Origin of the sequence: Streptomyces violaceusniger Tu 4113, assembly GCF_000147815.2 — a bacterium.
Taxonomy (GTDB): Bacteria; Actinomycetota; Actinomycetes; order Streptomycetales; family Streptomycetaceae; genus Streptomyces; species Streptomyces violaceusniger_A.
Map to the genome: position 1 here is coordinate 258026 of NC_015951.1, position 18906 is coordinate 276931.

The following is an 18906-nucleotide window of genomic DNA, read 5'->3' on the forward strand; positions in this document are numbered from 1 at the left end:
AGCGGGCCTGAGGCCGGCCCTCTGTCCGCGGCCACTGGCATAGCCCAACCTGGACTGCACGGCATGGCCTGGCCCATCATCGTGAGATGGCTGAGCAGACGGACTTCCGGCGGTTGCGGAGCCTGGTCGACGGCGTGCTCGTCACGCTGTACCAGAGATATCGCCATCAAGATCTGCCGGAGCTGTGCGAGCGCCTCGGCCTCCCCTCGCCTCCCGCGGATGACGGCACGACCAAGCACGAGCGCTTGACCGCGAGCTTGCAGGACTGCCCAGATGAGCAGCTGCTCCACGTCGCTCAGGCCGTTCTCGACACTGAGATGCTTCTGTTCATCGAAACGAGAGATCTGCAGGATGCCGTGTGGGCCGGGCGCGATTACGTGGAGATTCCCGGCCGCACGCGTCGCGAGCTGGCCAAGGAATTCGACCTCACCGACCACCTTGGCCACCCGGACCGGTTCCTTGCCCTCCTGGGACAGCTATGGGACCTGGGCGAGGACGAGTTCAACGTTTGGGGGCCCCACCGGGGTACCCTGCGCGATGACATCCAGCGACACGTGATCCGATTCTCGGACGACTGGACGACCGAGTACCTCTTCGAACAACTCAGAGCTTTCGAAGCCCCACACCCTCGCTTCGGACACTTCCTTGAGGGCCTCGCCTCCCCAACCGTCCTTCCCGACGAGCAGGCACAGCGTCGCTTCGTCGAATTCGCCAACCACCATCTCCAGCCCGTGGGCGCGCAGCTGCGCCAAGAGGGCGAGGTGGACGGCTACCCTCAGTTTCTTCTCCTCCCGCTCGGGCGCGGCACCGCCCATCGGCCACGCAACCTCATCTTCGCTACCTTGGGGAAGCCAGACATCCGCTTCACCAGCGCCCTCGACAACGACATCGAGATCGCAGAACGCGCGAATCAGGTTCTGGTCTACGACCGCCCGGTTGGCAAGGACGGCCTGCTCTGGTGCGACCTGCTGTCCTGGTGGCAGGAGACCCGTGACGCCGACAATGCAGAGGAGGCAGCTCTGGCCCTCTACGGCCGCATGGAGGCTTCTCTGCCTAGCCAAGCCGAGGGGCAGAAGAACTTATTCTGGCTCTACCACCGCATCTACAAGAGCCAGCTCCGTGACGTGCCCGCTCTCCTCCCGGAGATATGGGTGCACTGGGACCCCAAGAGCATCCGTGAGCGCGGCGAGCGCGCCCAGCAGAACCTCCGCATGGACTTTCTCATGCTGCTGCCCGGGAACCGACGCGTCGTTCTGGAAGTCGACGGCATGCAGCACTACACCCGCAACAGAGGTTCCAAGCCAGACAGCGCAAAGTACGCCGCGACCATGGCTGGCGACCGCGATCTAAAATTCCGCGGATACGAAGTGTTCCGCTTCGGTCACGACGAACTACGTGACCGTGATCGAGCCCAGCTTGTGGTTGCTGACTTCTTCCGCGCACTCCTGGGCCGTTTCCCCGACTGCTCTTCGTAACACGACTGCAGAAGCCCCCCACCCCGGCCGCCCCGGCCACCGGCGTCCTCGCCGACGCCTGGAGCCAGATGCCCGTCCTGCCCGCGCCCGCCCCCGAGCCGGCCCCGGCGGCCGCCGGCGACGTCTTCGCCGACGCCTGGCGCACAACACCCCCGGTCCAAGCCTCCGAACTACCACCAGTCCACGCACCAGCCGCCGACCCGGATGACGCCCTGGTCGGACTGCGCAAGGCACACCAGGACCACCTGCCGAAAATCACGCTCGCCGCCCTGCGCTACGCCCGCGCCAACGACCCCGACTTCCCCGACCCCGTCGACAAGCGAGGCGCCGAACTCCTCTACCGCGCCGGCGACCTCAAGACGTGGGCCTGCAACCGGCCCCGCGCCGCCTCCGGCACCACCGTCCTCGACTGACCGCCCCGGCCCGCCCGGCGCCCGCGAACCGGGCCCTGTCCGATCCGGCCGACACGATCCCCATCCCTGGAGAACACCCGGTTCGCCAGGCACAGCACAGAAAAGGAACACCGCACCATGACGACCACGACCGCGCTCCCGAAGCGGCTGCGCCTCACCGACCCCGGCCTGCGCGAGCAGATGGAGGCACTGCCCACCTCCGCAGCGCTGATCGGCCTCAGCACCGACGGCCGGGCCATCGCCGTCGACATCGACACCGCGCCGCACATCCTGGTCTGCAGCGGCACCGGCGGCGGCAGCACGACCATCCTGCGTACCCTCACCGCCCAGTTCCTCCACCAGGGCGCCCATGCCCTGGTCCTCGACACCACCCGGGTCGCCCACCTGTGGGCGAGGAACCTGCCGACAGTCACGCACCGCGGCAACGTCGCCGGCTTCCACGACGCCCTGGTGGGTCTCGCCTCCGAGCTGAAGCGCAGCACCGACTTCGACGACGTGCCGCGCCTGATGCTCGTGATCGACCGGGCCGACATCACCCTGCGGCACCTCGCCCACTACTGGGAGACCTTCCGGCAGAAGGACGACCCCAAGCAGTCGCCGGCCGTCGCCGCCCTCGAGGACGTCCTGTACGAGGGGCGCGCGGCCCGCATCCACGTCATCTACGACGGACCCGCCATCGCCGGTGGCCTCGCCCCCGGCGCCCGCGAGCAGTTCGCCACCGTCATCCTCGCCCGGTTCAGCACCGGCACAGCGGCTCGCCCCGATAGAGGGCCCCGCCCCCAAGAGCAGCCCGTTCCCGGGCCATGTCCACGTCGTCCAGGACGGCGACGCCCACCCCACGCAGGCGCTGCTCATGACCGACGCCGAAGCCGCCGACTGGCTCACCGCCACGGCGGCCGGGGAGACCTGACACGCGTCCGGACACACCACGGGCCCCGGGGAGTGAAGGCATCCCCGGGGCCCGGTGTATGGAGTCGTGCTGTTCAACGACGGCGCGATGCCAGCGTCACGCCTCGGGCTGCGAAGGCTCCACCTGGCGCAGGCAGTACACGCACTGGGAGTCCGAGTCGACGCGGCCCATGCACCGCCGGCAGTCCCCCCGGTCACGTACCGGCCCCCGGCCGTCCGGGCAGCCGGGGCAGGTCATCACCGGCTGACGGAAGCCGAAGCTGACCACCCACCCCTCGCCTTGGGCGGCGTCGCGCGCCAGATGCGAGACCTCGGAGGCGGAGCGCGCGTCTTCGTCGTCGCCGGTCTCCACCGCCAGGTAGACGGCGAAGCAGTCGTCGGTGTCGCACACGACAGCCACTCCTGTAGGCATTCGATCCCCTCTCAAGCCGCGGCTGCGTCCAACAAGACCATCTTGCTGAAGGGAACGTCCTCGTACTGGCGTCCCCACAAAAGCCGGGTCCGCGTGACTCGAATTCGAGTCAGATCGTTCGAATCGGACGCACGGAATCGAACCACCACGGGTGGGCAACGCCGCATTGCGCCGCGGCCGCCGGCCTCGCGCTGTTCGGCCACCGCCTGCGCTGGGGAGTGCACTTGGCCTCCGGCTCACGTATCCCCGGCGTAGCCTGCTCGGGAGCACGGGCCGTGACGATGCGCCTGGTTCGGCTCCACACGCTGCGGGGAGAGGGAAGCCGGGCATGGCGAACAACGGGCAGACGGACACGGCCGTACTGGTGGCGATGCTCAGCGATCGCGCCGCCGTGAACGTCCGGCTGGCACTGGTAGCGGACGAACAACAGTGGCAACTGCACCATGGCCAAGTCACCTTGGACGACGACACCCCGTTGACGGAGCGAGCCTGGCGCTACAGCACGGCGGCCTTCCTGGAGCTGCGCTTGCCCGGCCCGACGGTCGCCGCGCTGCTGCGGGGCGACGACCAGAACGTCCACGGCCTCCACGTCGTCTCCCCGAGCCCACCAGCCTCCAGCGCCTCCACATACCGGCTGCATGGCCAGGAAGAGTGGGGCCGGGTGACCACGCCGTGGCCGCGCACCGAGTGGACCATCAAGCGGGACGCCAACACTCCCCAGCCCGGCCACGACCTGCTCGTAGGGGACGGCTCCTCCTTCCTGAACTTCGACCAGGCCCTCAGCGCCTTCCTTCACCAGCGCCCTCACGACAGCAACGCGGGCCGCTCGGACCTGTGGCGTATCGTCCTGCCGCAGCGTGCGGGCTGGTTTCCGCAGATCACTATCGGGCCCGACTTGCTGACGGCCGACGTCGACGGCGAGGCCCTGGACGGCGCGGTTCTGGAACTGAGCTGGGCGGCGGGCAACCAGTCCCAGCCCGTCGACGGTGCCGGCACCTACCGCTTCCCGCTGCTTCACGGACTCGCGCCCGACAGCCTGTTGATGCTCCGCCGCGAGGACCAGTCGCTGGACTGGCGCCACTTCCCGGCTCCCGCGTACGGGCGCGCCCGCGACGCCTCGGTCGTCTGGGAGCAGCCCGGACCTGAACTGGACCTCCTCCTGGCGAACGGAGAGGGAAAGCACCTGGAGTGCAAACGGGACGTCCCGGAGGGCGAATCGCGGAAGAAGATGCTCAAGACCATCGCGGCCTTCGCATCGCAGGACGGCGGCACCATCCTGATCGGCGTCCAGGACGACCTGGAGGTTGTGGGCCTGCCCGAGGAGTCGAACGTCGACAAGCAGGTCCTTCAGGTCGTCGGCATGATCCGGGACAGCCTGGAGCCGGTGCCGTCCTACGAGACACGCGTGATCGACCACACCGGAAAGAAGGTCCTCGCCATCGAAGTCGCCAGCGGGGGCCAGATGCACGCTTACCGCAACGGACAGCGCCTGGAGTTCTACGTCCGAGTCGGCCCGAACACGGTGCTCGCGCGCCACCATGAGATCGCCGCCGGATTCCAGCAGGCTCCGACCGTCACAAGGTTCTGAGAACCACCGCACCGGCGACGGCGCGTGTCGACCGCACCCGGTGCGGTCGACATCGCGCTCACCAGTCGTCGGGGGCGCTGCCCACCCACGCGATCGGCTGAGCGAGACTCCGCTGTCTGTCGACTGGGATATCGATAAAATGCTGTCATATCCGAAAAGCGTTCCGCCTAGCATCAGTGCATGACTGCGGAAGAAGCCGCGCAGCGGTGCCCGATGCCCGGTGCTCATCGGCGCCTGATGGACTGCCATGCCCAGTGGCACCGGCTGCACGAGGAGTACTTCGATCCGCATGGGTTCAGGATCATGCTGAACGCGCTGGTCCCGAACCTCCGGAACGTGACATGGCTGCTGCAGAAGCAGAAGAAGGAACTCGTAGGCTTCGACGACTGGTATGCACGGTTCCAACAGCAATCGGGCAGCAGCGAGATCATGCGGTGGGTCGTAAAGTCCCGCAATCGCATCACGAAAGAAGCCGATCTGGAGCTGCACAGCGAGTTGCAGATCGTGTGGCAGCAGGACTGGCTGCAGCGTGTGCTGGGCACCTCGGCAAAGTTCCCGCCCCGGATGACGGTCCGCGAGATCCTGAACGATGTTGTACGGCGGTACCGGCCCCCAGGCGGCACTGTGACCGTGCGGCGCCGCTGGGTGGATGCGGCGCTGCCCGAATGGGAACTGCTGGACGCGACGGGAGAGGTATACGCGCAACTCGCGGCGCTGCTCGCCGAGGGGCACCAGGCAACCGGTGCGCAGATATGCGACCTCTCGGCACGTGACGAGGAATGCGTGACGGCGCACCTCAAGTCGTCGGGCACCATGCCGCATTGCATGCTTGTCACCAAGGACGACCTGGAAGCCCACTTCGACGTGCTCAAGGGCGTTCAGATCGAGTCCTACAACTTGACCATCGAACGCGACGAGGCCGGCACCAAGCGGGCGCGCGAGCGCTACGGGAAGCGGCCCGAGCCGCACTCCGGCGATCCGATCGACGCCGTGCCCTGGCACATGGCCAACGCTCGGCTGCTGATGGAGAAGGACGGCTTCCACGAGACCTTCACCTTCCTGTACCGAGGAGACAAGATCGTGCAGCTCGGCACTCTCGTCTTCGACAGCCAGGGCACGAAGATCCTCTCCTTCGAGAAGCTCGCAAACCAGGTGAAGGCGATGAAGGCCGACGGCATCGTCGTGACGTCGGAGTCATGGTTCGCCAAACCCACAGGCAAAGAGGAGGAACTGGGCACCCTCTTCTTCCCGGCGCGTGACCGCCTGGACCGGCTGGAGGCGCTCACCGTCTACGCCGCGACCTGTGATGGCCGCCGGGCGGGACAGATGTCCATGGTCACTCGTGGCCCGAACGGACAGACGACCTGCTCTGACCCACAGGACATCGAGTATGCGGTGGCTCACACCCTCGCTCCCGTTCTGAGAATGTGGGATGAGACAGGGCAGCCGACGAGCTGACCACGACATGAAGTTGAGCGACCTCAGCCCGCTGATGGCACGCCGTCAAGGCGGCGGCCTCAGCTATGACGGCTTCCGCGCCGACCCTGCACTGGCATCCCTGCACTGGCCCGACGACGTCATTGAGCAGTTTCTCTTCGATCACGGGGACAACGGCGCTTTCGTCTCCGACTACGGCGGCATCGACCTGCACGAGGTCAGATGGCGGCTAGAGACGATCCCGGCCGCGGACTTCGTCGGGATGCCGACCGGAGCGTCCGATGCCGGCTGCATCGAGAGCTACGCCGAGAACCCGGTGCACTGGGTCGAGGTTCGCCGCCCCGAGGTGGGTCGGCATTGGGAAGAGCACGGGACGTGGCTGCGCCCGCCGATCCTGATCGTCCGACGCCTGCTGGACCCATCAGACAGCGGGCTGCAGGTCGTGGAGGGCAGGACACGCGTTGGTGTCCTGTGCGGCCGCCTGCGCGAGGGGCTGCACGTCGCGTCCCACCATCAAGCCTGGGTTGGGCGCGCGTGACAACGCTTCGCGCACCACAGTGCGTACGCTGCGAGCGTTTGACCGTTTTTCGAGGAAGAGCTGCGGATGACTGAGAACTCGTCGATGCCTGGGCCGCGCCGGGACATGGCGATGCACAACGACTGGTGGGCTTCGGGCTGGGACCACGTCCTGCCCCGCCAGGGCTTCCCGCTGACCATGCTGATCGGGACCGCGAGCCAGCCCGGATTCACCGGCTCTCTGGACGACCTTCTGCAAGAGATCTTCGACGGCCGCTGGGACATGATCGGCGGCGACCTCGACGGTGCGCTCACCTTCTCCTGGCCGGATGAGGAGTGGGACTACGAGGACGCGCCGGAGGGCCGCGAAGCGAACGAGGCGAACCGCTGGGAGAAGTTCGGCGCCATGCTCACGGCCGCCGGCTACCCGGTGCCCCGGACCGTGCGGGACCTGTCCGAGCTCTACCTGACGTGGGGCCTGGCCCGCCGCGAAGAGACGCCGGACGGCACCCGATGGTCCATGCCAGCCGCGCTGCCGCTGCCCGGCGACCTGCTGCCCCTGGACTCCGAACTCACCGAGCGCCTCGACGGGATCCGCTGGACGATGCGCACCGGCCCGCTCCTCGACACCCTCATCGACCACCTGGTCGACGATCTGGGTGAACCGGCAGAGACCCTCACCTCCCTGGACCGGCTGGCGGCAGCCACGGGCCAGGACGTCGACGACGTCCGGCTCGCTCTCGCGGAACTCGTGAAATCCGGCGACGCCCGTGTCCAGCGCGGCGAGGAGCCGGCCGACGCGGAGCGCCTGGAGGCCCACCGCCGCTTCCGCCTGGTCATGGACTGGGAGCACTTCCACGAGAACCGCATCCAGGTGAGCCGCGGGTGACTGAGGCCGCGCACGGCACCGTGGGGACCAGCGACACGCGCCTAATCGTGCTTCGAGGCAACAGCGCCTCGGGGAAGTCGTCCGTCGCGGCCGGCCTGCGCGAGAAGTTCGGCCGCAACCTCGCCATCGTCGCCCAGGACAACCTCCGCCGGATCGTGTTGCGCGAACGCGACCGGCCCGGCGGTGCCAATATCGGCCTGATCGACCTCACCGCCCGCTACGCCCTCGACAACGGCTTCCACGTCGTCCTGGAGGGCATCCTGTACGCCGACCGCTACGGCACGATGCTCCAGGACCTGGTGCGCGCCCACCAGAGCGTCAGACGGTGCTACTACCTCCACGTGCCCTTCGAGGAGACGGTGCTCCGGCACGCGACGAAACCAGACGCCGAATACCTTGCGCACGTCAACGAGGGCCACCTACGCGACTGGTACCGAGAGAAGGACCTGCTCCCCAACGGCATGGAGACCGTCATCGACGCGGCCAGCACCCTGGACGACACGGTCCAACAGATCCTCTCCGAGAGCGGCCTGAACGGCATTCTCCCGATCGACCGCTGACGGCCCATAAGGCGCGCCACCGCAGGTACGGTCAGCTGCACGGCACGGAAGACGGCACACACAACCGGACCCAGGGGGGCCAATGGGCGTGGAGAACGGACCGCAGAGCATCCCGTGGGGCGGCCAATGGCGACGACACCTCCGCTCCGATCATGAAATGGATCTCGTCCGCTCCTGGATCCGCCGCCTCGAATGCCCCACCTGCAAGACGGCCGAGGGACGCGCCTGCCGCACCGCGGGCGGCCGTCCCACCGATCACCACCGGGCTCGCCGCGACGCCGCCGGCCCGATCCCGTACGAGGAGTGGCGGCAGCAGGGCCTCATTCCAGAGCAACGCACGTACACGATGCCGGCCGTGCTCAAGGAGTCGGAGAAGGCCCGCGCCGACTTCAACGTGGACACCGCCCTGGCCGACGGTGTGGCGGTCGTCCGCGTGTTCCTCGCTGACCGGCTCGGGTTGTTCCTCCAGGGCGAGGAGGCCATGGACCGCATCGACGACGCCGTGCGCAAACTGATCGAGGTCCGCGGCCCGGTGGGGACGGCCGACGTGGTCACTGTCCTCGCCAGCCAAGTCGCCTCGCTGCTGGCTGCGAACGCCGGCCCCGACGGCGATCCGGAGGCCCTGTTCGACACGATGATCCGCGCGCAGATCGACATGGTCCGCAGGATGAATGCGATCGAGAAGGAACGAGCCGACGGCTGACCGGCCGGTCAACACTGATGTAGTGCCACCCACTAACCTCCTGCCGATGCAGTACCAACCTGCACGCTGGCGGTGTCCCGTTCGAGCGAAGGGATGAGCTGTGCCCGACCGACCTGAAATCGTCTGCATCTGCGGCTCTACCCGGTTCGTGGACGAGATGCGTGCGGTGAATCGTGATCTGACCTTCGCCGGGGTCATTGTTGTCGCGCCAGGCGAAGCAGACGAGTTGATCACCGACAAGCAGAAGCCGGCGCTGGACGCCCTCCACCTGCGCAAGATCGACCTGGCAGACCGGGTTCTGGTCGTCAATGTGAATGTGCGCCCGAGTTCCCCCGCACGCGGTGCCCGTGGGCACCTCCCCAGTGGCCCTGCGTTGTGCATCGATGGTCCCTTTCACCTCTGAGGGTGAAGAGTGAGGGAACCTCGGAATTTGTGAGCCTTCTTCTAGCAGCCTGAGATTCCTTACGGTTTCGGGAAGTTGAGGGGGCGGGATGTCGCTCGCAGTCGTTGCACCGATCCGATCTCGACCGCTGCTGCAGTCACCGCAGAACGTCGCGGACTTCGAGCAGGACCTGCTGTCGGAGTTCGTGCTCGCACGGGCGGCGGCCGGACTCGCCGACGAGACGATCTCCGGCGACGTGGATGCCCTGATGGAGGTCCGAGGATGGTTCGGCGGCCCGCTTTGGGAGCTGGTTCCCACCGACCTCGACCGGTTCTTCGGCGAGGACCAGCGCCGACTGGCCACGCTGACGAAGGTGCGCAAGGCGCAGGCGCTGGCCACGTACTTCGAGTTCCTGGAGGTGCGGCACCAGGCCGACATCCACGCGGCCACCGGAGTGCTGGTGCAGTGCCCGGTGGACGAGATCAACCGTCCCCGTGGCAATACCAACATGCGGGTTCGGATCCCGCCGCCGGCCGCGGACGTCGACCGGCTCTTCGCTGGCTGGCGCGACGACCTGCACGCGGCTCGCAAGTACGCACCGACCGTCCGCAACTACACCGCATGTCGCCTGGCCAGCCTCATCGGGCCGCGGGTCTCGGAACTGTGTCTGCTCGAAGTTCATGACATCCGCTGGGACTTGGGCACCTTCGGCAAGGTACTGCTGCGCGGTAAGGGCAGCCGCGGCCAGAAGAAGGAGCGCCTGGTCCCGCTCATCAACGGCTCCCGCGAGCTCCTCGAATGGTGGCTCCAGGGACCGCGGTGGGAGTTCGACGACCAGCTCGATGAGCCAGGCGCACCACTGTTTCCGTCCGAGCGCCGCGACCCCGGCGGGCGCTGCAAGCGCGTGAGCACCAGCGCGATCCGGGGCGGCATGGCGGAGGCAGTGCAGCATCACCTCCCCCGCTGGCTGGCCGTGCCACTCCGCACGCGTTGCGGCACTTCGCCGCGTCGGATCTGTACGCGCAGGGGATGAACGTCGTCGCCGTCCAGGAGCTGCTCGGCCATCGCTGGATCAACACCACGATGATCTACGTCCATGTCAACAAGACCCACATCGAGGATGCCTGGATTTCCGCCGGACACCGGGTGGCGTCCCGGTTCACCGGTTAGCCCAGGACAGGAGCCCTTATGAAGTGGAACCTGCGGCTGGCCGCCGCGCAACGCGACATCTGGAAGTCATCGCAGCTGCAGGCGATGCTCGCCGACGCCGGCCTGGTGATCAGCGCTGGGAAGATGTCCAACCTGTGGTCCGGGCAGCCGGTCACGATCCGCCTGGACGACCTCGACATCATCTGCGAGGTCCTTGGCTGCGAACCCAACGACCTCATGGTCCGGGAACCGGAGAAGGCCCGCGCTCAGCGACCGGCGAGCACTCCCACCCGTGCGGCTGTCGCGGGCGAGCACCCCAGACTCGAACGCAGGGTCGGCCGGACGGAACCACCGCTGTGAGCCACCTGCGTCCTTCACCCAGCAGGCCGCCGTCGACTACATCCACCTCCGGCACCAGCGCTGGCCACACACCCGCAACCCTCACGTGTTCATCAGCTCGCAGACCGCGCACACCCGGGCCCCGGTCACAACCGGCTGGATGCAGCCTCTGCTGGGCGGCCTCCCGGTCACCGCCCAGCAACTTCGCGAGGACCGAATCCTCGAAGAGGCCGCCGTCACCGGCGCTGACCCGCAGCACCTATGCGCGGTGTTCAACATCACTCCGGAGACCGGACTCCGCTACACCCGCTTCTTCCACCCCGACCCCACGGACAGCGACGACGTATCCGGCTGCAACATGGAGACATCGTGACCGACCACCACGCTCACCTGCTCGCCGCCATCGTCGAGCTCGGCGGTGAGCTGGAGCTCCCAGCTACCCGTATCGGGCGCTTCAGGGGCGCGGTCATCCCAGAAGGCTGCGCGGTCAGCGCCGGCCGCCGCTGATGCGGCGGTCGTCGGCCAGTGCGGTAAGCGGGCCGAACTCGCGGGCAAGCTGGTTCCACGTCAGAACCTCGCCACAGCGGGCCGGGAACTCCTTCGGGTTGAACTCGGGCATGGTCCAGGTGCCAGTGCCCCGGTCCCGCAGCCACAGGTCCCCGTCACCGTCGACCACAGTCGGCGGGACCGGTACGGGCTCGGCCTGATCGGTGGGCTCCCAGGTGACCCGGCCCGGGTGGGAAACGCGGCGCAGCTCGGTTGTGGCCAGCCGCGCGGCCAAGTCACGGGTGGACTCTTCGGCGTCCTTGACCGACGCGAGTCGGAATGCGTCGTCAAGTATGGGCAGGGCTGGATTCTTGCTGCGCTTTGAACTCATACGCTGACTACCTCCGGTAAGGGGCGGCACATCCGTTATGGCACCCCGTAGAGGAACACGGTATCCGAGGTGGGAGCCGGGCCGGCTACGACCACTGTCCAGATGGAGGCGCTGGCACACCGGGCGGTGGGGCTAGGTGGTGAGCTGGTCCTGGACGTGGCGCAACCCGTGGTGGTAGCGCTCAGATATGGCGGTCCGGGTCTGAGAAGGTGAGGCCGCCGGGGGCGAGCGGACGTCGGGCCGGGGCGGGTGCGGGCTCGGGCTCGGTCTCGCCGGGCGGCTGGCGGAAGTAGGCGCCCTGCTCGACCGGCATCAGCCGGCGCCCACCCGCCTGGGCGGGTACGGGAGCGTCGGAAGCGGGCTCGGAGAAGGCGGGCAGCGAGAGCGGTCGACGGTCGGTCATGATCCCTAGTCTCCCAGGTCCGGCCCTGCGGTTAGGGCCAGGCGGTGATCGCCAACCGACACGCGACGAACGCCCAGGTTCGGGGCGCCGAGTGCTCAGTATTCGCGAACTCAAGCGCTTTCCCTGGCGGGTACATCGGCGAGTCCACGAGCAGGGAAATCGACTATGCCCACGCCATTGGCAAGCCGATTTCGTTCACCGAGCCCGCCCCCGCTGCAACGTAGTTCGCCGGGGGAGCGCCCCGAAGATCCCAGGGCCTACACGCACGCCAGTGCGATGCCGCAGCTCAGAGCCCCCGGGCATCGCATCTCAGTGCGTGTAGGGCCTGGGTCCGGTGCCGCTGGCCCCGGACAGCGAAGGCCCCCGGGCCGCCCGTGCGCCCCGGGGTCCTGTCGCCGGTCCCACCGCCGCTCACCAGCCGTCGGGTGCGCTGCCCACCCACGCGATCGGCCGGCCCTCGCTGTTGCGGCCCCAGTGCGGTTCCTCCATCGAGGTCTCGTGTCCGTCGGGCAGGACGCAGATCCGTCCCCAGCGGCCGTGCTTGCCCGCGCAGAGCCCGGTGAGCCGGGCCGCGTCGCCCTCCGCCACGGCCTGGTCGTAGCGGTCCTGGAACGGCTGGAGACGGGCGCACAGCTCCAGGCCGAGCTCCGTCTCCGCCGTCTCCACCCGGGCCCGCGCCTCCCGCACCCCGGGGTCGGACAGCACAGCCGAGATGACGTCCTCCGCCTCCGCGGAGGCCCTGGTGCAGGCGTGCCGTCGCACGGCTTCCTGCACGCGTCGCTCTTCCTCGGGTGCGGTCATCACGCCGCTCCTTCCGTGGCCGCCCACTCCAGCCCGAGGCCAGCCAGCGCGGCCCTGTCCAGGAGCGGTGTTCCTGATCAGCGCCTGGTGGTTGCACCTGGGCTTATCAGTTTGCTGTGCGGGGTGCGGTCGGGCAGCGCGGTCTTTTGTCCGGGACGCGGGTGTGGGCGGTGGTCTTGAAGTGTGAGGTCTGGTCTGCGGTGATGTCAGATAGAGGGCTGGGTGATCAAGTCATGTCACTTGAAGTGACCGGTGGTCAGGTTCGGTGATTGCTGGTACGGGGTGCGGCTGCCTGCAGGCACAGCAACCGCCGCCGCGATGCCGCGCCTCGACCGGCCCGCAGCGGCGGCCGGGCTCGGCCGCCGACACCCACAGCCGTGCCGCCAGCCGGTCCTGCCGACTACCGTGTCGGGGCATGACTTTGAGGACCAGCAGGGAGCTCATGGCATGGCAGCCGCCGGCCGATTGGCGTGAGCTGAGCGGGCGATCAACGTCGCGCTTACCTGGAGCAGCACGGCATGCATGGCGGCCTCATACCGGTTGACTGGGAGAGCTTGGATCGTGACCAGCGAACGCAATACCGGCAGTGGCGCGACCGCATCCTCTCTGACACTCCCGAGGAGCGGGCGGCCAAAGAGCTTGAACATCGCAGGAATGAGGTTCCCCCGCTGTACGGGGGTGGCTGACTAGCTGGTCAGGGAGGGTTGACGTGGTTTCAGGTTCACTTGTTCGGCCGTTGCCTGGCTGGCGTAATGCTTCTCCTCGTACTCGATCGGGCTGAGGTAGCCGAGCCGTTTCTGGATGCGGCGGGGGTTATAGAAGCCGTCGATGTACTCGAAGAGCGTGAGGTTCGCTTCGGCTCTGGTGGGGAAGACGCGGCCGCGGATGCACTCGGTCTTGATGACCATCCACAGGTTCTCCGCCAGGGCATTGTCGAACGAGTCGCCGACCGAGCCCATGGACGCCTGGATACCGGCCCTGACCAGGCGTGTCGTGAGCTTCACGGACGTGTACTGACAGCCGTGGTCGGCATGGTGAATGAGCTCACCGGGGGCGACTTCGCGGCTGGCCAGGGCATACTCCAGCGTGGTCAGGACCAGATCGGCGTCTGCGCGGGCGGAGGTTTCCCAGGCCACCACCCGGCGGGAGAACGCGTCGCGGATCGCGGACAGCCACAGCGGGCCCTCCTCCGTCGCGATCATGGTCAGGTCCGTGACCCACAGCCGGTTCGGCACGTTCGCGGTGAAGTCGCGTTGCACCAGGTCAGGGGCCGGTTCCGCGTCCGGGTCACGTCGGGTGAAGCCCTTGCCCCGCCGGGGACTGATCCCGGCCAGGCCGGCTTGGCGCATGAGCCGTTCAATGCGTTTGCGGCCGACGTGGATGCCTTCACGCCGGAGGACGGCGTGCACGCGGGGTGAGCCGTAGATCCCGCCGGAGTCGGCGTGGACCTGCCGGATCTTCCCGGTGAGCTCGGCGTCCTGGCGGCGTCGCTTGCATGGCTCCTTCTCGGCCTGGCGCCAGCGGTAGTAGGTGGAGGAGGGGATGGAAAGTTCCCGGAGTACGGGCTCGACCCCCAGGTGCGGGTGCGCATCGACGAGCGCGGTCACCTGGGCCGGGTCGGGTCGAGCTGGGCCGCGAAAAAAGCTGAGGCCGTCCGCAGGACCTCGTTCGCCCGCTTGAGCTGGGCATTCTCCTTCCGCAGAGCAGCCAGCTCCTCACGCTCGGCGGTGGTGAGAATGTCGCCTCGCTCACCGGCATCAGCCTCGGCCTGACGGATCCAGTTGCGCAGAGCCTCGTGATGCACCCCGAGTTCCTCTGCCATACGGCGGATGACGGGCTTCGGCTCGGCGGCGCGATACATGCGGACCGCGCGGTCACGCAACTCCAGCGGGTATTTCCTCGGGGCAGGCATCGTCTGGGCTCCTCTCGTGAGACCCATCTGACCCTCTGTCACCCCTCCCCGCATCTCGGGGGAACCTCAGAAGCTAAGGGGCTGGCAGGCGGCGATGGGTTGGTTCGCCTTATGCCTGCTCGCAGGACTGTGGATCGTATGGGGCACAAACTCAGTCGGCGACAGCGTGGGGGCACGCGTCGGGATGACCGTCTTTGCGATCGTCGGGTACACGGTCACGTTCGCCATACCCGGCTGGATCGCGAAGCCCACCAAGCCGCGGGACTGACCAGCCCGGTCGCGGGGCCGTAGTTATGGCAGGGGCGGCAGGACCTCGTAGCGGAAAGACACGCTCGCATCGAACCCGGTTGCGCCGAAGCGGTGATATTCGCCGTCGCTGGCCAGCATCACCAGCGCATCCGCCCGCGTGTGGACGTCTTGCTTGCGAACTTCCCAGGTGATCTCCACGTCGCCACCCTCATGGTTGGAGTAGCGGCGGCCCTCCGGTGTCTGCAGGAACCAGGTCAAGGTGCGGTTCTGAGGGTCGACCGCTCGGCAGGTGAAGGTGACGACGTCGCCAGGTCGCAACGTTGTGGCGGTTGGCACCGCCAGCATGTGCGGCTGGACGGTCATGGCCGTCTCGCTGCTGTTGCCGAGGCTGTCCCTCACCAACTCGATGCGGGGGAAGTAGTTGTCGGCGGGGTCCCTGCCGCTCATATGTATGGTCACTCGGTTCCTGATCTCTCCGGCAATGGCGCTCAGCAGCTCCTCCTCGAAGGGGAGCAGTTCGCGGCTATGGGCGACAGCGTTGCGCAGGGCGCCGAAGCGGGCAAGGAGGACGCTGATCTCCTTCTTCTCGCCCATGGCCTCCTTGAAGAGCTCCCAGTACCTGTCGATGAGCCGGGTGAGCTGCGTGAACTCGGTGTACTCGATGAGGTTCGACGGAACGGTGGCCGCGCCGCGCTTGGTGCGGCGCTTCTCTTCCTCTGTGTACTTCTCGCTGAGCTTCGTCACCGTCTCGGCATCGAAGACCTGGTGGATCCAACTGGCGCCGAATTCGGCGTTTAGCACATGCGTGAGGAGCTGCCGCAAGGATCGTTCACAGCTGGCCAGCGCCACCGGTGGCTGCATCAGGGGCATTCGGGTTTCCTCCCAGGGGGACGCAAGGGTCCCGCCTCCCGGACGGGGGATCGGGAGGCGGGGCAGCTGTTGGGGCGGTCAGGCTCGAGGTAGGCGACGATACGGCCGCGTCGGCAAGCGTGGGGTCTCCGCCCCACGCCGGTCACCGCGAACCAGTCAGCTGTGGTCCGATCGAACATCCGCGGCGCCGTCGCCCTGCTGGCCTGGCTGCGTGAACACGGCACCGACCTCGGACACTGCACCCAGGCTCACCTGGACGAATGGACATGCGGTGGAACCTCCATCCGCTTCGCGGCACGGAGCTTTGTCGAGTGGTGCCGAAAGAACCGACACATCCGCCCCGGGCTCACCATCCCTCCCCGGGAAACCTCGGCCCCCATCAGACCGCTCGACGAGGACGAACGCTGGACTCTCTGCCGCCGCCTCATGCACGACGATTCCGTCGCCATCGGGGACCGCTTTGCCGGGCTTCTCGTCCTGCTCTATGCCCAACCTCTCACCGTGATCTCCCGATTGCCGATCACCAGCGTCATCGTCGAGGGGACGAAGACCTCGCTCATGCTGGGTGAGAAGCCCCTGTTGCTGCAGGCTGCCCTCGACACGATTGCCCAGCAGCTTCTCGCCCGGCGGCGAGGACACATAACCATCGGAGTCACCGAGGACTCCCCCTGGCTCTTTCCCGGGGGATACGTCGGCCAGCACCTTTCTGACTACCACCTCGGTGTCCGGCTGACGCGGATTGGCATCCACTCCCGCTCCGGCCGGTCCTCAGCCCTCAGTACGCTCGCCACCCAGTTGCCCGCCACGGTCCTCACAGACCTGCTGGGGATCAGTATCGAGACCGCCACCGCCTGGACCCAATCCGGGGGCCACCGGGCTCGATACGCAGCGGAACTCCCCGGCTGCCCCCACCCCAGAGCCTGATCCCTTAACGACCGGCCACGTCCCACCAGCGCCGACGCACGACCCACCTGTTTCGCTGAGTCGCACAGCGGGCGCTGGTGAAACTCGCAGCGCTTGACGGTCCAGCGGTCCTATCGTTTCGGACATGGATGCAGAGCAGTTGAAAGGTTCATCCCACAGGTGGATGAATGCCGCACTGGCAGCCTTTGTCGAGGGCCCCGAGAGTTACGACTTCGCCGTCCACCACGCTGGAGTCGCTACGGAGCACCTACTCAAGGCATACCTCGCAGGGATGCATCCCGCTCTGATCGTCGACGGCAAGCACTTCGACTCGCTGCTCCATGCCACGGGCCTAGGCTCCCATGCAGGCCCATTGACCAAGATCAAGACCATCGGCCTTGTCGACGCCTACCTGCGGGTGGACAAACTCCTTCCCAAGAAGATTCCGATCAGCAAAGTGGATCTCGAACCCCTCGCGGACGCTCGCAACGGAGTTGCCCACAGTGCGATACACGACTCGGCGCAAGCCGAAGCAGTGTTCACACTCTGTCTGCGCTTGGTTGACCCAGTTCTCGAAGAACTGAAAGTTGATCCGAACAGCTACTGGGGCCCCTACCTGCTCCTGCACGACAAGCTGGTCGAAGAGCAGGTGCGACAGGAACGCGTTGCGGCGGAAGCTCTCCTGATCAAGGCACGTTCATTGTTCGAACAGCGCTTCGGGCACATGTCACGCAAGGAGCGCGACGTAGTTCTAGCCGCGATCACCAGTAAGCCGCTGATCACTATGAGCCGGGAAGCCCCGATGGGGTGCCCGGCCTGCGGTTCTCAGGGGTGGGTGGCTGGCGAGGTGGAGGCCGTCCACTTCTACGAGGACGGCGGCGTCACGATCTCACAGGAGGAGGTCCTCCTCCACCCCCATAGGTTTCACTGCGCAGCGTGCGACCTCGATGTGGGCACGAAGCTTCTCTCGCACGTGGGCGTCGCCTACGGCATCTTCTTGGGTGCTGGCCCTGAGGACCACATCGACAACGAACCGCCAGTGGACGAAGACATCTGAGGGCGTTCAGGCCAGCCACTCTCATCCCGCAGGTTCCGTTAGCCGCAGTTACCAATAATCCGCGACGTCGCGGCCAGTCCCGTCGTCTCGGTGTCCAGGATCGCGTACGCCTCCGGGTCCGCGAGGATCTTCTGCGCCCACGCGATGGCCGGCCCGAGGTCGCCCCACCGGGCCCGGTCCGCGCGCCGCTGCGCCTCGAGGCGCTCCTGCTCGATCTCGCGTTCGCACGGTGCGCAGTGCCAGTCAGCTATCGCCTGCTCGCGCTCGCTCATCGCCGCCCACACCGTGGGCGGGAACAACTGCACCAGGCAACGCCGGCAGGAGCGCTCCACCAGCGACAGCGCCATCCGCCGTCCGCGTTCGATCCGTTCCTCGCATGCCAGACACATCTCGTCGCCGTAGCTCCTGGCCGGCGCCGGGGTCTGGAAGACGGTGCCGCAGTCCTGGCACGTCCGACGGCGCAGATCCGCCCGGCGCCGGGTTTCCCGGTCCCGGCACCGGCCGCACATCTCCCACACCGGGACCGGGAACACCTCGCCGCAGTCAGTGCAGGTGCGCCGCTGCTGCATCTGCCGGCGCTGCAGAGCCGACAGTGGCCGCATCTTCGCCGACTCCTTGGGATCCCACAGCGCCACCCGGTCCCCGTACCAGTGGGTGTAGATGTACGCGACTGGACGCTGCCCCACGGCGGGCTTGCGCCGCTCCCTGCCCAGCTGGGTTTTCGTCTGCAGATACGCCGGAGCCCGGCGGCCACTGCCGAACACCGGCACCCCGTCCACGAACTCCAGCGGCTTCCCCCGGGCAACGCGCTCCGGATCGACGCCGTCCTCCTGGCCCGCCGACGCGGTCAACGCCTCGTTCATAACTGCCTCCTTCGGCCTAACACTCATCAATCGCAATAGAACGTGACATAACCCCCAAAATGCTGTCAACTACTCGCGAAAATGGGCTAGTTGGGTGTGTGCGCTTAGATACCCGCCCGCGTACGCGAGGGAGGAAATCACCCGTCCGGACGTCGATGTTGGCCGTGTCCCAGAGCGCCCCAGGCGCTGTCACCGGTGG

The 18906-nt window shown here is 67.3% G+C and carries 24 protein-coding genes; 17 read left to right on the forward strand and 7 right to left on the reverse strand.

Translation table 11 applies throughout. The features are described from left to right. The first annotated feature begins 86 nt into the window (after positions 1-86). The 15 genes from STRVI_RS44840 (at position 87) to STRVI_RS53280 (ending at position 11279) form a co-directional block, all read left to right on the forward strand. Positions 87-1475 (forward strand): hypothetical protein, encoded by a 1389-nt coding sequence (locus tag STRVI_RS44840; protein WP_014043678.1) that lies wholly within the window; start codon positions 87-89, stop codon positions 1473-1475. A 68-nt stretch (positions 1476-1543) separates the two neighbouring features. After that, entirely contained in the window at positions 1544-1888 is a 345-nt protein-coding gene (locus STRVI_RS44845) for a hypothetical protein (protein WP_014043679.1), read from the forward strand. A 117-nt stretch (positions 1889-2005) separates the two neighbouring features. Further along, complete coding sequence (locus STRVI_RS53275; RefSeq protein WP_014043680.1) at positions 2006-3061, forward strand: hypothetical protein; 1056 nt, start codon at positions 2006-2008, stop codon at positions 3059-3061. Positions 3062-3537: 476 nt separating this feature from the next. After that, positions 3538-4797 carry an AlbA family DNA-binding domain-containing protein gene (locus tag STRVI_RS44865; RefSeq protein WP_014043682.1) on the forward strand — a complete coding sequence of 420 codons (1260 nt, stop codon included), beginning with the start codon at positions 3538-3540 and terminating at the stop codon, positions 4795-4797. 180 nt (positions 4798-4977) lie between these two features. Then, entirely contained in the window at positions 4978-6255 is a 1278-nt protein-coding gene (locus STRVI_RS44870; protein WP_167543324.1) for a hypothetical protein, read from the forward strand. 7 nt (positions 6256-6262) lie between these two features. Continuing rightward, positions 6263-6772: a hypothetical protein gene (locus tag STRVI_RS44875; protein ID WP_014043684.1), complete on the forward strand. Its 510-nt coding sequence runs from the start codon at positions 6263-6265 to the stop codon at positions 6770-6772. A gap of 66 nt (positions 6773-6838) precedes the next feature. Beyond that, positions 6839-7639, forward strand: a complete 801-nt coding sequence (locus STRVI_RS44880) for a DUF6042 family protein (protein WP_014043685.1) — start codon at positions 6839-6841, stop codon at positions 7637-7639. After that, positions 7636-8199, forward strand: a complete 564-nt coding sequence (locus tag STRVI_RS44885; protein ID WP_014043686.1) for an AAA family ATPase — start codon at positions 7636-7638, stop codon at positions 8197-8199. The genes STRVI_RS44880 and STRVI_RS44885 overlap by 4 nt, the downstream gene beginning before the upstream one ends. A 157-nt stretch (positions 8200-8356) precedes the next feature. Next, a complete protein-coding gene (locus STRVI_RS44890) occupies positions 8357-8902 on the forward strand; it encodes a zinc finger domain-containing protein (RefSeq protein ID WP_251983027.1) in 546 nt (181 codons plus the stop codon). Positions 8903-9002: 100 nt separating this feature from the next. Further along, complete coding sequence (locus STRVI_RS44895) at positions 9003-9305, forward strand: hypothetical protein (protein ID WP_014043688.1); 303 nt, start codon at positions 9003-9005, stop codon at positions 9303-9305. Positions 9306-9393: 88 nt separating this feature from the next. Further along, complete coding sequence (locus STRVI_RS44900) at positions 9394-10317, forward strand: site-specific integrase (protein WP_353477093.1); 924 nt, start codon at positions 9394-9396, stop codon at positions 10315-10317. Further along, the gene (locus STRVI_RS56295; RefSeq protein ID WP_353477094.1) at positions 10314-10454 is read left to right on the forward strand and encodes a hypothetical protein; all 141 of its coding nucleotides are present in this window, start codon (positions 10314-10316) and stop codon (positions 10452-10454) included. The genes STRVI_RS44900 and STRVI_RS56295 overlap by 4 nt, the downstream gene beginning before the upstream one ends. 18 nt (positions 10455-10472) lie before the next feature. Then, positions 10473-10793 carry a helix-turn-helix domain-containing protein gene (locus tag STRVI_RS44905; protein WP_014043689.1) on the forward strand — a complete coding sequence of 107 codons (321 nt, stop codon included), beginning with the start codon at positions 10473-10475 and terminating at the stop codon, positions 10791-10793. Positions 10794-10932: 139 nt separating this feature from the next. Further along, a complete protein-coding gene (locus STRVI_RS44910; RefSeq protein ID WP_150112981.1) occupies positions 10933-11145 on the forward strand; it encodes a hypothetical protein in 213 nt (70 codons plus the stop codon). Continuing rightward, on the forward strand, positions 11142-11279 hold the full coding sequence (locus tag STRVI_RS53280; RefSeq protein ID WP_167543325.1) for a hypothetical protein: 138 nt from the start codon (positions 11142-11144) through the stop codon (positions 11277-11279). The genes STRVI_RS44910 and STRVI_RS53280 overlap by 4 nt, the downstream gene beginning before the upstream one ends. Here STRVI_RS53280 and STRVI_RS44915 read toward each other — a convergent pair. The 6 genes from STRVI_RS44915 to STRVI_RS44940 form a co-directional block, all read right to left on the reverse strand. Continuing rightward, positions 11260-11649, reverse strand: a complete 390-nt coding sequence (locus STRVI_RS44915; RefSeq protein ID WP_014043690.1) for a hypothetical protein — start codon at positions 11647-11649, stop codon at positions 11260-11262. The two genes, STRVI_RS53280 and STRVI_RS44915, sit on opposite strands and share 20 nt — an antisense overlap. 181 nt (positions 11650-11830) lie before the next feature. After that, the gene (locus STRVI_RS44920) at positions 11831-12052 is read right to left on the reverse strand and encodes a hypothetical protein (RefSeq protein ID WP_014043691.1); all 222 of its coding nucleotides are present in this window, start codon (positions 12050-12052) and stop codon (positions 11831-11833) included. A gap of 411 nt (positions 12053-12463) precedes the next feature. Next, positions 12464-12853, reverse strand: a complete 390-nt coding sequence (locus tag STRVI_RS44925; RefSeq protein ID WP_014043692.1) for a hypothetical protein — start codon at positions 12851-12853, stop codon at positions 12464-12466. Between the two features lie 686 nt (positions 12854-13539). Next, positions 13540-14460 carry an IS3 family transposase gene (locus STRVI_RS44930; protein ID WP_014043694.1) on the reverse strand — a complete coding sequence of 307 codons (921 nt, stop codon included), beginning with the start codon at positions 14458-14460 and terminating at the stop codon, positions 13540-13542. Next, positions 14457-14765 carry a transposase gene (locus STRVI_RS44935; protein WP_014043695.1) on the reverse strand — a complete coding sequence of 103 codons (309 nt, stop codon included), beginning with the start codon at positions 14763-14765 and terminating at the stop codon, positions 14457-14459. Before STRVI_RS44935 ends, STRVI_RS44930 begins: the two co-directional genes overlap by 4 nt. A 291-nt stretch (positions 14766-15056) precedes the next feature. Next, positions 15057-15884: an immunoglobulin domain-containing protein gene (locus STRVI_RS44940; RefSeq protein WP_014043697.1), complete on the reverse strand. Its 828-nt coding sequence runs from the start codon at positions 15882-15884 to the stop codon at positions 15057-15059. Positions 15885-16046: 162 nt separating this feature from the next. Here STRVI_RS44940 and STRVI_RS44945 point away from each other — a divergent pair, with 162 nt between their 5' ends. Together STRVI_RS44945 and STRVI_RS44950 are read left to right on the forward strand one after the other, a co-directional pair. After that, positions 16047-16808, forward strand: a complete 762-nt coding sequence (locus tag STRVI_RS44945) for a hypothetical protein (protein ID WP_150112982.1) — start codon at positions 16047-16049, stop codon at positions 16806-16808. Positions 16809-16932: 124 nt separating this feature from the next. After that, a complete protein-coding gene (locus tag STRVI_RS44950) occupies positions 16933-17844 on the forward strand; it encodes a hypothetical protein (RefSeq protein WP_251983028.1) in 912 nt (303 codons plus the stop codon). A 38-nt stretch (positions 17845-17882) separates the two neighbouring features. On the opposite strand, the gene STRVI_RS55455 is transcribed toward STRVI_RS44950, so the two are convergent. Next, positions 17883-18707: a hypothetical protein gene (locus tag STRVI_RS55455; protein WP_014043699.1), complete on the reverse strand. Its 825-nt coding sequence runs from the start codon at positions 18705-18707 to the stop codon at positions 17883-17885. Positions 18708-18906: the final 199 nt, after the last annotated feature.

Coding starts and splice junctions, on each gene's coding strand:
- STRVI_RS44910 (WP_150112981.1), top strand. CDS start 10,933: ATGCAGCCTCTGCTGGGCGGCCTCCCGGTCACCGCCCAGCAACTTCGC.
- STRVI_RS44900 (WP_353477093.1), top strand. CDS start 9,394: ATGTCGCTCGCAGTCGTTGCACCGATCCGATCTCGACCGCTGCTGCAG.
- STRVI_RS44920 (WP_014043691.1), bottom strand. CDS start 12,052: ATGACCGACCGTCGACCGCTCTCGCTGCCCGCCTTCTCCGAGCCCGCT.
- STRVI_RS53275 (WP_014043680.1), top strand. CDS start 2,006: ATGACGACCACGACCGCGCTCCCGAAGCGGCTGCGCCTCACCGACCCC.
- STRVI_RS44950 (WP_251983028.1), top strand. CDS start 16,933: ATGGATGCAGAGCAGTTGAAAGGTTCATCCCACAGGTGGATGAATGCC.
- STRVI_RS44915 (WP_014043690.1), bottom strand. CDS start 11,649: ATGAGTTCAAAGCGCAGCAAGAATCCAGCCCTGCCCATACTTGACGAC.
- STRVI_RS44865 (WP_014043682.1), top strand. CDS start 3,538: ATGGCGAACAACGGGCAGACGGACACGGCCGTACTGGTGGCGATGCTC.
- STRVI_RS44935 (WP_014043695.1), bottom strand. CDS start 14,765: ATGCCTGCCCCGAGGAAATACCCGCTGGAGTTGCGTGACCGCGCGGTC.
- STRVI_RS55455 (WP_014043699.1), bottom strand. CDS start 18,707: ATGAACGAGGCGTTGACCGCGTCGGCGGGCCAGGAGGACGGCGTCGAT.
- STRVI_RS44845 (WP_014043679.1), top strand. CDS start 1,544: ATGCCCGTCCTGCCCGCGCCCGCCCCCGAGCCGGCCCCGGCGGCCGCC.
- STRVI_RS44940 (WP_014043697.1), bottom strand. CDS start 15,884: ATGCCCCTGATGCAGCCACCGGTGGCGCTGGCCAGCTGTGAACGATCC.
- STRVI_RS44890 (WP_251983027.1), top strand. CDS start 8,357: ATGGATCTCGTCCGCTCCTGGATCCGCCGCCTCGAATGCCCCACCTGC.
- STRVI_RS44875 (WP_014043684.1), top strand. CDS start 6,263: ATGAAGTTGAGCGACCTCAGCCCGCTGATGGCACGCCGTCAAGGCGGC.
- STRVI_RS56295 (WP_353477094.1), top strand. CDS start 10,314: ATGAACGTCGTCGCCGTCCAGGAGCTGCTCGGCCATCGCTGGATCAAC.
- STRVI_RS44840 (WP_014043678.1), top strand. CDS start 87: ATGGCTGAGCAGACGGACTTCCGGCGGTTGCGGAGCCTGGTCGACGGC.
- STRVI_RS44880 (WP_014043685.1), top strand. CDS start 6,839: ATGACTGAGAACTCGTCGATGCCTGGGCCGCGCCGGGACATGGCGATG.
- STRVI_RS44905 (WP_014043689.1), top strand. CDS start 10,473: ATGAAGTGGAACCTGCGGCTGGCCGCCGCGCAACGCGACATCTGGAAG.
- STRVI_RS44870 (WP_167543324.1), top strand. CDS start 4,978: ATGACTGCGGAAGAAGCCGCGCAGCGGTGCCCGATGCCCGGTGCTCAT.
- STRVI_RS44925 (WP_014043692.1), bottom strand. CDS start 12,853: ATGACCGCACCCGAGGAAGAGCGACGCGTGCAGGAAGCCGTGCGACGG.